The sequence below is a fragment of the Prevotella sp. SGI.167 genome, from assembly GCF_050313615.1.
Classification (GTDB): Bacteria; Bacteroidota; Bacteroidia; order Bacteroidales; family Bacteroidaceae; genus Prevotella.
This window is the reverse complement of the sequence record NZ_JBNPLT010000009.1, coordinates 24,465-37,791: the sequence shown is the minus strand read 5'-3', so window position 1 is coordinate 37,791 and position 13,327 is coordinate 24,465. Positions and strand designations below refer to the sequence as shown.

At 47.2% G+C, this 13,327-nt stretch carries 7 protein-coding genes; 2 read left to right on the top strand and 5 right to left on the bottom strand.

Annotated features, from left to right (window positions below; translation table 11 throughout):
- Window positions 1-35: 35 nt before the first annotated feature.
- From ACQRBJ_RS06435 to ACQRBJ_RS06415, 5 genes are all read right to left on the bottom strand, one after another.
- Window positions 36-2,990, bottom strand: a complete 2,955-nt coding sequence (locus ACQRBJ_RS06435; protein ID WP_445303125.1) for a TIM-barrel domain-containing protein — start codon at window positions 2,988-2,990, stop codon at window positions 36-38.
- Between the two features lie 186 nt (window positions 2,991-3,176).
- Window positions 3,177-7,379: a hybrid sensor histidine kinase/response regulator transcription factor gene (locus tag ACQRBJ_RS06430; RefSeq protein ID WP_445303124.1), complete on the bottom strand. Its 4,203-nt coding sequence runs from the start codon at window positions 7,377-7,379 to the stop codon at window positions 3,177-3,179.
- 145 nt (window positions 7,380-7,524) lie between these two features.
- Complete coding sequence (locus tag ACQRBJ_RS06425) at window positions 7,525-8,541, bottom strand: LacI family DNA-binding transcriptional regulator (protein ID WP_441932593.1); 1,017 nt, start codon at window positions 8,539-8,541, stop codon at window positions 7,525-7,527.
- A gap of 271 nt (window positions 8,542-8,812) precedes the next feature.
- Entirely contained in the window at window positions 8,813-9,451 is a 639-nt protein-coding gene (locus tag ACQRBJ_RS06420; RefSeq protein ID WP_445303123.1) for a DNA-binding response regulator, read from the bottom strand.
- Window positions 9,452-9,532: 81 nt separating this feature from the next.
- Complete coding sequence (locus tag ACQRBJ_RS06415) at window positions 9,533-12,094, bottom strand: DUF5686 family protein (protein WP_445303122.1); 2,562 nt, start codon at window positions 12,092-12,094, stop codon at window positions 9,533-9,535.
- Window positions 12,095-12,312: 218 nt separating this feature from the next.
- Between ACQRBJ_RS06415 and ACQRBJ_RS06410 the strand changes: the two genes are divergently transcribed.
- The gene (locus tag ACQRBJ_RS06410) at window positions 12,313-12,849 is read left to right on the top strand and encodes a phosphatidylglycerophosphatase A family protein (protein WP_445303121.1); all 537 of its coding nucleotides are present in this window, start codon (window positions 12,313-12,315) and stop codon (window positions 12,847-12,849) included.
- Window positions 12,837-13,298 (top strand): GtrA family protein, encoded by a 462-nt coding sequence (locus tag ACQRBJ_RS06405; protein WP_295347283.1) that lies wholly within the window; start codon window positions 12,837-12,839, stop codon window positions 13,296-13,298. The genes ACQRBJ_RS06410 and ACQRBJ_RS06405 overlap by 13 nt, the downstream gene beginning before the upstream one ends.
- Window positions 13,299-13,327: the final 29 nt, after the last annotated feature.

Genomic DNA, 13,327 nt, shown 5'->3' with positions numbered 1-13,327 from the left:
ATCTGTGTAAACTGTGAAATCTGCGGGAGATTAGATTACTTCAATTTTACAGTTACTGCCTGACCGGCATACTTCACCATCTTCCCCTTAGGAGCCTTGGCGAGGTTAACGCCCTGGTTGTTCTGGGCATTCACCAGAATCACGTTGAAGCGACGCTTCTGCAGCATTCCGTCGAATGAACCCTTGCGAGCACCAATGGTCAGGGTCTTCTGGGCATCATTATACTTGAAGTCTATCATAGCATACTTGCCCTTCTCGTAGTTGTAGTTGGTTCCCTCGTCCTCATAGAGCGTATAAGAACCGTCCTTGCCTGCATAGACATAGAGGTCGATGAGCTCAGCCTTCTTCTGGTCGCTCCACTCCATCTCCGGACCTACAGGAAGAATAGAACCCTCTGGTACGAAGACAGGAATCTTCTCGAATGGCGCATCGGCTACGATGGTCTGACCACCTGCATAATGCTTGCCGGTATAGAAATCGTACCAGCCCTTCTGCTTAGGAAGATAAACGTTACGGCTGTACTTCTGATACTCGCCTACAGGACAAGCCATCAGAGCAGGACCGAACATCCACTGGTCCTTGATGTCGTAAACATTATCATCGCCGTTGAAGTCCATTACCAATCCACGCATCATGGTGTAATCCTTGAAATGAACCATACCAGCCATACTGTAGAGGTAAGGCATCAGACGGTAACGGAGCTTGTCGTAAGCCACGATGGTCTTGTAAGCCGGATGATTGGCTGGCGCAATATTCCAGACCTCACGCAATGGCCACTGGCCATGAGCACGATAGAGCGGAACGAAGCAGCCGAACTGGTTCCAGCGAGCCTGCAACTCACGCCACTCCTTCAAGTCGGCATTCTCCTTACCGGTCTTGTCGAACTCCTGCTGGGCAGCCACGTAGCGGTTCTCTACGCAGAAACCACCCTGATCCATTCCCCAGAAAGGCAGACCCGCCATAGAATAGTTCAAGCCGGCAGTCATCTGAGCGCGCATGTCCTCCCAACGGGTAGCAATATCGCCCGACCAGGTAGCCGTGCTGTAGCGCTGCTCGCCTGCAAAGCCCGAACGGGTAAGGAGGAAGACACGCTGGTTAGGATTCACGCTACGCTGGCCATGATAGATGGCGTCAGCATTCACGATACTGTAAGCGTTGAAATATTCGGTTGATGTTCCGAGGGCTGTAGGACCGGAAAGGGCCTTGCGGTACCACATCGGAGTACAGTCGCGAACATTAGGCTCAGAAGCATCCATCCACCATGCGTCAATTCCGAACTTATACTTGGTATAGAGATTCTCGTCCATCTGGCGCCAGAACATCTTTCGTGCACCAGCATCATAAGCATCATAGAAAGAGCCGCGGAAGCCGAGCCAGTCATGAATATCGTCCTTGATAGCCTGATGATACATCCAGCCCCTGCTGTCGAGTTCCTTATAGTTCTTGACGGTATCGTAGAACTTAGGCCATACGGAAATCATGAATCTTCCGTTCATGGCATGCACGCTATCGAGCATCGCCTGCGGATTAGGATAACGTGCCGCCTCAAACTCATGGCTTCCCCATGAATCGAGCTTCCAGTAGTTCCAGTCCTGAACGATATTGTCTACAGGAATCTTCAGGTCGCGGAACTTCTTGAGGTTCTCCTCGATGTCCTTGCTGCTCTTATAGCGCTCACGGCTCTGCCAGAAACCGAGGGTCCACTTAGGATAGAGCGAAGCCTTGCCGGTAAGCGTACGGTAGCCCGAAATCACCTCGTCGAGGTTCTGACCGGCAATGAAGTAGTAATCCATGTCAGGAGACATTTCGCTCCAGATGCTCAGCTGGTTCTTCTCAGCCTCAGAACGAGGAGCTGCTACGCGAAGACCGCAGTAGGAAACGTCGCCATCCGGCTGCCACTCGATGCGGATAGGAGTCTTTACGCCCTTCCTGATTGGAGTTTCAAACTTGAAGGAATTAGGATTCCAGGCTGTACGCCAACGCTCAGGCACAACCAGCTTGCCGTCGATATAAATCTTCATGTAGCCGGCATAGTAGAGGATAAACTGGTAGAAACTGTTGGTTGGAGCCTCCACATAACCCTCGTAAACCACCTTGGAACCATTCAGGGCAAAGCCCTTTGGCAGGTTCTGGATACCGCCCTTGTCGGTCTTGTTGCAGATTTCAGAAGTCTCAGGCATCGCATATTCAAAGTAGATGCTGTCTTCGCCACGAACAATCTTCTGTCCGTTCTTGTCCACGTAAGTACCGGTAAGCTGACCTTCCTTTCCGTCCTTGTCGTAAAGCTTGAAGGCACGGTTGAGCTGGAGATAATCTTCAGGATTACCCCAACGGCAATAAGAATAGGAATCCCAGAGAATACCGTAGTTCTTGTTGGAAATGACGAAAGGCACACTCACCTTCGTATTATACTGGAAGAGGTCTTCGTTCTTGCCCTTCATGTTGAGTTCCTCGCTCTGATGCTGACCGAGACCATAGAAAGCCTCGTTGTCTGGAGAATCGAAGAGGGCTCTCCATGACCATCCGTGCTTCTGAGATTCAGGAACCTTGGCGATGTCTACGCCAATCTCACGGTCAGGAACGGTAAAAGGCTTGAAAGTCTTACCACCCTGAGCCACCTCGTTGAGGAGCACATGATCCTTCAAATCATAGAATGTAATCTGACCGGTAGCCTCATTCAACACGGCGCGCATGGCGGCTGTGGTAATGATGAGCTGTTCGCCCTGTTCCTCTACCTTATAATTAGCCTTGCCTTTCTGAGGCACGATGATGAGACTCTGCTTGTCGCGGAATCCCTGCTCGGCAGTAGCCTGCACACGGATAATCTTATCGCTCACCACCTGGAGGCGAATCTGACTAGGACCAAAATTCTGGTGCTGTTTCAACTGAACGGTAAGATAGTTACCTTTCTGAATAAAGCCTGCTGCCTGGAGCCCAGAAGCGCTCATCAGCAAAACGGCTGAAATCAATAACGTCTTAGTTAGCTTCATACTATATTGTTTATACAAGTTTTTTAAACTTATGATTATTAGATTGAATATCTGCCTGCAAAATTACTTCTTTTTAGTGATAATAATACGTGGAAATGTAACAAAATAGGGTATAAAATGTTAATTACCACATTTTATACCCTTTTCGTTAACAAGAAATCAAGAGATTCCTATGGATTCCTATGATTAGATACTCTCGCCATTCAATTTCTTCTTATACTGGGAAGGCGTCAGTCCATAAGCCTCCTGAAAGTATTTGGTGAAATAGCGAGGATTGTTGAAACCTACCGTATAAGCGATTTCGCTGATGTTCAGCTCGTCGCTATGAATCAGCTCTTCAGCCCGCTTGATGCGCTTGGCACGCAGATACTCTGAAGGAGTGGTACCCGTGAGCGAAACCATACGCTTGTAGAGCTGGACGCGCGACATGCAAAGATGAGCACTCATCGACTCTACCGAAGTATCCGGATTGCCCATCATGTCCTTGATGTATTTATCCACATCTGCCAGGAACTTGCGGTCGCTGGCTGTCATTTCAAAGTCGCCCAGCTCGCCCTTAGGAATCACTCTCTCCTTAGGCTGGCCTGAATCCTTCTTCTCTTCCTTATTCTTATCAAGGAAAGAACGACGGGCAGAACGGCGTGCCCAACCCAAGAGATTGCGGATGCGCAGATTGAGCATATCGATATTGAACGGCTTGATGATGTAATCGTCTGCTCCACTCTCCAATCCCTCTACCTGATGGTCGGTAGCCAGACGCGCAGTCAGCATCACAAACGGAATGGAAGCCGTCTCCTCGTTGCTCTTCACCATGCGGCAGAGCTCGATTCCGTCCATCACAGGCATCATCACGTCGGAGAGGATGACGTCCGGGCGAACCTCGATAATCTTCTGCCAGGCATCCTTACCGTTCACGGCCTCGATGACCTGATAGTCGGTAAGCACATCACGCATAAACTCGCGGAAGTCATCGCTATCATCTACCAGAAGCACCTTAGCCACATAGTTCTTGCGGGCAGGCTTGGCGGTTAGCGAAGAACGATGAACGCCATAGAGCGCATCAGAAGAGCCTCCCTCCTCTACCGTTTCTTCCATCGTATCTTCTGCCTTATGAACGGTAGCGATGACTGGAGCCACACGCATGGATTCCAGATGGGCGTTGGTCTTGGCAGCTCCGCCATCATCCATCGGCAAGTCTACGATAAAGACTGAACCGCCGCCATCGTTGTCTCTTACTTCTACCTGACCTCCGTGAAGTTCTGTAAACTTCTTCACCAGGTTGAGGCCGATTCCGCTTCCACCGGCAGGCTGCATTTCCGTGCCGTTCACCTGATAGAAACGCTCGAAGACGTGCTTCTTCTCCTCATCGCTGATTCCCTTGCCGTTATCGGCTACGCTGATGCGCAACATGTCGTGGGTATGGTCTTTTACCTCTACGCCCAAGGCTACGGAAAGTCTAACCGTAATAGATCCTCCGTCTGGAGTGAACTTGTAGGCGTTACTGAGGAGATTATTGACAATCTTGCCCACCTTGTCTGCATCAAAGGTCATGATCAGCTTGGAAGTAAACGACTCGAAAGACAGATTCACCTTATTATTAGCCAGGATTCTGAACGAATTGCAGATATTGTCCACGAAGCTCACGATGTCCATACGGGCAAGAGACAGCTTCTCCTTGTTCTGGTCGAACTTGCGGAAATCCAGAATCTGGTTGACCAGATTCAGCAGTCGGGTTGCATTACGATGAATCAGCTCGAGCTTTCTGCGCTTCTCTGGGTCGCCCTCATCCCGAATCATGGTAACAAGAGGCGAGATAATCAGGGTGAGCGGAGTTCGAAGCTCGTGGCTCACATTGGTAAAGAAGTTGAGCTTCAACTCGTTCATCTCACGGGTCTTCTTGATGCTGTCTTCCCTGATCTGGATTTCATACTTCACTCTCTGCTTCTCTATCATGCGGCGGCGATAGTACCAGAACGCAGCCACAACGAGGAGCAGATAAATAATGATGGCCCAGGTAGAGAGATAGAACGGCGGATGGATGTGAACCTTCAGCCGGCTCACCTCTTCGCTCACGGTTCCGTCTCCATTCACCACCTTCACTTCGAGCACATAGTTGCCTGAAAGGAGATTGGTAAATGTAACTTCCGATCTTCCATCAGGAGTCATCATCCACTTATCATTCAATCCCTTCATGCGATAAAGGAAACGGCAACGTGCCGGAAGCGACACCTGATTGGAAGCCAGCTGGATGGTAAACGCCTTGTCCTTATAACTCAAGTCTAGTTCCGGATTGCTGTCGAGCGATAATTTGAGTGGCACTCTGCCCTCGAACTTTTCGCCCGCAGTAAGAGGATGGTCAAAGAGAACAAATCCGCTGAAGAGCACATGAGCCTGCTGCCTGCTTGTGCGGATGGTTCTAGGCCGGATGATGTTGATACCGTCCTGACCGCCCACGGCAATCGCTCCGTTTCGCATCAGATAGGCAGAACGGATATTAAACTGACGGCTCTGCAATCCATCCAGCGAATTGAAACTGATCATGGTAAGATTCCACTTGCCCTGAGCATCCTTGGTCAAGGTTACACGGGTGACGATAAACTCGGAAACCAGCCAGATATTATGCTGCTTGTCCTCAACAACCGCACAGCCCACAGCTCCTGTGGTTCCATTCAGTTCGTTGATGGATTCATACTGTCCGTTGCTGCTGTCATACATCGAAATACCTCCAGGCGAAGCCATCCACAAGATGCCACGGCTATCCTTCATCGCATAATTAATAGAAGGACTCCCGAAAGGAGTTCCGTCCTTGGTACTATTGATGTTAGTCATCTTCCTACTATGAAGATCAAAGACAGAAATATACTGGGAATGACCTATCAGAGCCTCATGATTATTGAGCAGGAAAATGGAATTGATGAAATTGCTCGTTAATCCAGAATTGGCAATATTGAAGGTAGAGAATTTCTCTGTGACAGGATCAAAAATCTGCACACCACTTCCCAAAGTACCGATAAGCAGACGATGCTGAGGGTCTTCCTGGAAGCACCAGACGCTATTATTAGCCAATCCGCTATTGGAAATATTGAAAGTCTTCCACCTGCCATTCTTAAACTGGGTAAAGCCGCCGTTGAAGGTTCCGAAATACATGGTTCCATCCTTCATGGTCACGCTACTCACCACGACATCCGAGCCAAGACCGGTCTGAGCCTTACCGAAATGCCAGGTCTGTCCGGTTACAGGATTATAACCCACGATTCCCATATCGTTGGTTCCACACCACAGATTTCCTGCCAAATCCTGCGTAATGGTACAGACATCGCCGAGCGGAATGGTATTGAACTTGCTGGAAGATGGTGAATAATAAGCCACACCATTCTTATAGCTGCCCACCCATACGGCTCCGAAATTGTCAATATAAACCTTCTGTAAAGAATTGTCTACAATACTTCCCCGGGCATTACTATGCACATACTGGTGAAAAGTCTTTGACTTGAAATCAATATAGAAAAGTCCATGATGATCGGTAGCAACCCACAAGGCACCATTTGGGTCTACCTGAAGGTCGCGCATGACGATGCGGTCTTTTACAGGAACAAGAATTCCTCTCTGTGCAAGATAAGAACGGGCAGTAAGCCATTGTCTGTTAAGAGAATTGAAGACATAAGATTCTGTTGCTGTAGAAACCCAGAAAGTATGATTGTTCTCTACATAACTGTAAGCGCCATTATCTCCACAAAGACGATGGTCTTTCAGGAAGGTATTATACCAGAGCACGCTCTGTTTGTCGCCATCCAGCAGGCACAGCTTGCCGTCGCCATAAGTAACCAGCAACTTACCGTCTACATCCTTCAGGTTGCTAAAGTCGCCATCCAGGATACAACCGCTCTTAGGCTTCTTCGCATATTTGAACAGGTATGTGGTTTCGTTCTTTACATTATAATAATAAAGCCCCTTTCCCCACACCTGAATCCACATATTCTTCTGTGAATCCACCAATACTCTCTGTGGTGCACCCTCTACGTTGATGGTCTTCAACCATACTTCCGGCTTGCGGTCGAACTGCTCGGTAGTAGGGTCATAGACACAATAACCCACAGAAGTATGCACCCAGATTTTTCCTTCATTGTCCTCCTGTAAATCATCTACGTAATTGTTGGCCAATGAAGTCTGGTTTGTGGCACTATACAAGAAGGTCTTCATTCGGAATCCATCAAATCGATTGAGTCCCGACTGAGTACCAAACCAGACGTAACCTGTCTTATCTTTCAAGATAGCATTCACCTGGCTATTACTGAGTCCGTCACGGTTATTCAAACTGGAGAACTCGATGTTTTGCAAAGCCGCTCTCATCTGGAGAGGCTGCAGAAGCAGCACAAATCCGAGAATCATGAGGGCCTGCCTTAGCAAATTCAAGTTTTTAAACATGCTCATTCAAGGTTTATATTTATAGTTTGTCGTTTTTATCTTTATCATCGCTTTCCATCGAGGTTCATCAGTCTTCAAAGTGGTCTTTCAGTTCTAGGGAAAAGGTCCTTTAACCCTGCTTCTCAGAGCTTTCTCTGATTTTCAGAATCATCGGCACAACTTCCTTGTAGATTTGCTCATCCCCATTGATGCTGCGCATGAGCAATTCGCAAGCCTTGGTACCCTGTTCGTGCGCCTTATCCATGATGGCAGAAAGGCGGGGAGTAACGAAGGCTGCCGTATCTCCATCCGTGAAGCCGATAATGGCAACATCTTCAGGAATGCGCAAGCCCTTAGCCTTGATGGCATCAAAGGCAGCATAGGTAATGATATCGTTGAAAGCAAGAATAGCATCCGGGCGATTCTCACTCTCCAGAAGTCGAAGTGTAGCATTACGAGCTACATCGAAATCTATCTTGTCACAGACTACCAGATCGCGGTCGATAGGAATACGGTTCTCCCTGAGCGCTTCCAGATAGCCATGCTTGCGACGGCGAACCATATCGAGATGATTAGGACCGCCAATGAAGGCAATACGGCGGGAGCCTGTCTCAATCATGTGCTGAGTAGCCTTCTGAGCCGCCACATCACCATTACCCACAACCTGAGAGAACTTTTCTTCCAGGCAGCAACGGGCAAAAAACACCAAAGGAACTCCCATCTTGTGGAGCTGCTCGAAATGAGAATAGTCGGTAGTATCTTGTGCAAGGCAAGCAATAATACCTTCCACATGCATATCGAGAAAATTGTCAAGAGCCTTCGCTTCGCGCTCATGGTTCTCATGACTATTGGCACTAATAACCGAATAGCCACACTTTGAGGCATAATCTTCTATGCCATCCAGCACGGCAGCATAATAGTGGGTAACCAGATTAGGAACGATGACGCCTATCACCCTTGGAGCTTCCTTCCGAAGACTCTGTGCAAATGGGTTAGGCCGATAGTTGAGTTCCTTTGCCAAGGTCTTGACTTTCTGAGTCATTTCCTCTCCCACCTCATGGCTATTTCGTAAAGCTCGAGACACGGTAGCGATGCTCACTCCCAACTTGTCTGCGAGATCTTTTAGTGATGTTCTACGTTGCTTCATTTACTAATAAGTTAGATTAGAAGATGCATTATTGCACTTTTACGTGCAAAGATACAGTTTTTATTCGAATTTGCAAACGTTTACGTGTGTTTTTTCTAGAGAAAATACTTTTTTTTCTATAAAAACTTGTAATTTTGCAGCCAGTAAGTAATGAATAGTTGATAATAAGTTAGTTAGAAACAAAAGGTTTCAGACTGTCGGGAGACAATCTGAAACCTTATTTTTTTACCATATCCTCAAATATCGTATTCAAGTTTCGCAAGTTCAGAAGTTAAATATAATATTCTGCAGAATCTACCAAGCCCGCTCTTAAAGCATATTTTGTAGCCTCATGAACATTATTGACGCCCAGCTTTCTGAAGATATTCTTACGATGGGTGTTCACGGTATGGAAACTGGAGAAACGCTTTTCGGCTATTTCCTTCGTAGTCATTCCTAATGCAATATCTTTCAGAATCTCAGTCTCAGTCTTGGTAAGATTTACCTTTTCTTCTGTTTCTTTCTTAGGAGCGAGCAATACTTCCATCATGCGCTGGCAGATGAAACGGTTGCTGGCTACACAGAAGCGGATAGCCTCCTTGATTTCCATCAGCGGGCTCTCCTTCAGGAGAATACTGAACATACTACTGCTAGCCACGAGTACCTTCACGAAGTCGGTACTCAAGTCTTCACTAAACAAGAGCCATCGGGTATAAGGAAAACGTTGGTTCAGGATGAGCAGCTCTGCTGCATCGTTGATGTCGAAGTTCGTATAGTCGAGTATCACGACCGTATCTTCGTTATCTTTGAGCGCAAGCATCAGCTCAGCCTTGTCTTCCACATACTTGCTTTCCAGCCCTTCCATTTTCTCTATCACGTAGCTGAGTCCTGCTCGCGTGATGTCCTGTCTGTCTGCTAGCAAAATTTTCATGATTCTATCTCCTATCTTATTTTATGTTGCTGATGACAAATATGATTTCTGATGGTCCGCTTCCAGACCATCAGAAATTGATTAGAACGTCATGAGGAATCCCATGCGGATGCCCCACTTGTCTACATTAGGATGATTCAGGTAATTGATACGGCGCACATAGTCAATTCCGAAGAACTTGAAGATGTTGTGCACGCCAGCCACCAATTCCCAATATGGAGTATCACCAAAGGTGTAAGAGTTGTTTGGGAACTTGAAGAGAACATCATCGTTCGGATTCTTCAGCGGATTGTTCTTATCCGTAAGTTGTCCCCAGACTCCCTTGGCTGCAATATATTCACGCCACTTGAGTTTCTTGATGAGCGGAATACGATTGAGTAGCTTGCCGTTCATATCCCAGGCTACAGACCAGAACACCTGACGGTCGCTCAGGAATTCCCAGTCTTTCATCATACTGATAGTGGCCTCCTGTTCAAAGATAGAGAGGTTGACAGGTGGCTGGATAAGCATACTGAATGGCACCTTGTTCCATTGCATCTTACCCACAATATTGAAATCGATGTAGCCGAAGCTTCCCAACCATTGGCGCTTGTAAATACCCAGGCTGGTGATGTTGCTCTTATACTGTCCACCCATAAAGCCATCGAGACCCGTCGTATGGCGCAAGCTGAGCTCAGGACTATCCAGATTGATAGGCAAACGCTGCTGCTTGGTATTCACATAGGTAACACCAGGATTGTAATTGAGTCCTGCCGAAACCTCCGTGGTACGGATTTTCTTTACTTCTTCGCCCGTGTTCACCTTATAATAACGCAGGTTGCCCACGGTACGGTTGCTCTGCCAGCGTATATTCGTATCGAAGCGGAAGCCCCAATCGGTCTCGTAGACAAAGCCCAGCTTCTGGCGCTGGTAGAGATACATCTGATCCTGAGTCGTGGCACGAAGGGTCATGAAGAAGTTGTCCTTGTTGTGCAACAGGTTGTCATCAGATGGAGAAGTAATATCATGTCCCATCTCGAAGGTCAGGTTGCGCATAGGGAACTCGAACGGACTGTTTTTCTTCTTGTTGAAAGAATAGGTCAGCACATGACCATAATACCATTCATGACTCTTCAGACCATAGGCTCCGTAACCATTCCAGAAGAAATGAGGATTGAGCGCAGCCATCGTACGACCAGCCAGACGCAATCGGATTCCATCCACGAAGTTGTTGGAAAGGAACGTATTGATAGGTCCCAAGTCGAAATAACTTCTGTTTTCCTTATTCTCCTCGGTCTTCTTGGCATGAGCCACCTCAACATAGTTCTCCATCAGGGCTCGCACACCCAGGATAATGTATTTGAAGCCCTTGGAATTCTCCATACGATGAATGAAACTATCCATCGACGATTCGCTCTTCGTAAGGCCTACCTGTCGGTATTTATTCCAGTAAGCCTCATCACGGTTCATGGCGTCCATATCGTGCCTTATCTTCGCCTTGCCCTTGAACAGCTGCTTCGGCAGTTCATCAAAGGCATAGTCGGAGAGTCGCGTATTTCTTACCACCAGCAGGTCCTGCAACAGATTATTGATGTGCATTTCTGCCACCATATCGTCCTTGGTCAAAACCCACTCGCCATTATCGAGCTTCGTAAATTCCTGCTCTATCTTCATATCCTTCACCCAGTTTACATCACTATTGTGAGGCATGTAAAGATTACATTTCTTTACATGCAGGGTGCTGTCAGCAAGCACATAGAGCTCTCCACGGAATCCGAAGTCCTGACTGTTGGCAGGAATAAACTGCAGATGATAGCAGAGATCGCGCTCTACATAAACCGTATCCTCTATATAATAATGGTAGAAGGAAATAGCTGTTCTACCGATAGGAGAAGGGAACGGATATTGCAGGAGGCGCACATAATCATCGTAGATATCGACATCGGTAAATACATCCTTGAGAACGGTATTGATGATTTCACCCGTCTGAATCACCTGACCGATACCATTACTCTGCTGACCCTTGATAATATCTTTCTCGCTCTTTGGATCCTTGCGGTAGATATGCTGCGAAACCGTCTCGTTGATCTGCACAGGCAAGGTCAGCTTATCATTATAAGGCGATTTCTCCACCTGGTCCAGCAGATACTGACGCTTGCTGAAGAACTTGCCCTCCAACTGTTCCTTGGTCAAATCGTTGAGCGCCAAGGTTAACTTCTGATATTTATCAAACTGATAATAATCATGATTGGACAGATTGCTCTTCTTCTTGGCAGCAATCACACGTCGCATCAGCTCTACAGCAGGATTTTCCTTTCTTTTGTACTTACCTTTCTTCGATTTCACCACCACCTCGTTGAGCCGGCGGCTATCATCTTTCAATTTCACTTCCAGAAAATTGAGCTTTTCGCTAATCTTCACAGTCTGTGACTTATAGCTGAGGGCACTCACGGTAAGCACCCATTCGGGATGCTTCTCGATGGTAAACTTACCCTCTCCATCACTTGAAACGGCAATCTTGTGTCCCTTATATTGCACGCTAGCATAAGGCACGGCAAAGCCATCCTCGTCGATGACGCGACCGCTGATTTTTTGCTGTGCAGCCATCTCAAGCGCACAGACCATCAATGTAAAAAACAACAAGAATGATCTTTTAAAATTCATATCCTTCATTAACCTCTTTCTAATAATACCTTATTTATATAATAAGCCATATTTAAGCTCTTTTGGGCTTCATTTTTGGCTTTTTTCCGAATTCGGATGCAAAGATATACATATTATTCTGAAAATAATCGAAAACTATTTGGATATTTTAGTTTTTTAGCGTAATTTTGCAACCGAATTACAAACAATCAAGCAAAACGAATAGAAATTAGGCAAAAATGAACAATAAAGGAAATCTAATCAATGACCCCCCTCCGCTGCTGCCCGTCATCATCGGAACAGGCTTCGGAAGCGGCTTCTGGCCTTGGGGACCAGGCACGGCTGGCTCAGTCTTGGCCACCCTTATTTGGGCATTGATGGCTTACCTCGGTGGCTTCAACGGAGAAACGCTGCAAAGCATCACCTTCTTCCTGGTCATCCTCTCTACCCTGTTAGGAACCTGGGCTACAGCCCGACTACAGCCTTATTGGGGAGAAGACCCAAGCCGAGTTGTAATCGACGAGATGGCTGGCGTATGGATTCCGCTGTCCCTAATTACGCCATTTACTACCACAGGAGCACCCAAGGATGCCTGGTGGTGGGCTTTGGTTGCCTTGGTTCTCTTCCGCTTCTTCGACATGGTGAAGCCGCTTGGCATCAAGTGGCTAGACCGCAAAGAGGGAGCCTTCTATGTCATGGCAGACGACCTGCTGGGTGGATTCTATGCAGCCGTCGTCATGCTGATTGCAAAAATCATATTTTTATGGGTAAGATAAAGCAGGAACTGGTAACCTTCGGAAAGGCTGAGCTGACAGCATCAATAGCCTCGATAGTAGACTTCGGACTGGCTTTCTTCCTCTCCGACATCATCGGAATATACTACGGACTAGCCAATGCCCTGGGCGTCATGAGTGGCGGAATCACCAACTGCACCCTCAACTACCGCTACGTATTCGGCTACTCCAAGCGCAAGAAGAAGAGCGTGGCATGGCGATATTTCATCATCTGGGCCTTGAGCTGGACGCTCAATTCGGGCGGTACCATCGCCTTGACAGAAGCCATCAACCTGCATGAACACGTCAATATCCACTACATGATTCCAAAATGTGTGGTTTCATTTCTTGTAGCTGTGCTGGTGAATTATCCCGGACAGAGGAAATTCGTGTTTAAGAAAAAGGACGAAGAAGAGGTTCCTGAAGGAAGGAATCCTGAAGACCTCCAATAAGAAGGGAAAAAGAATATTAGGAAATTACA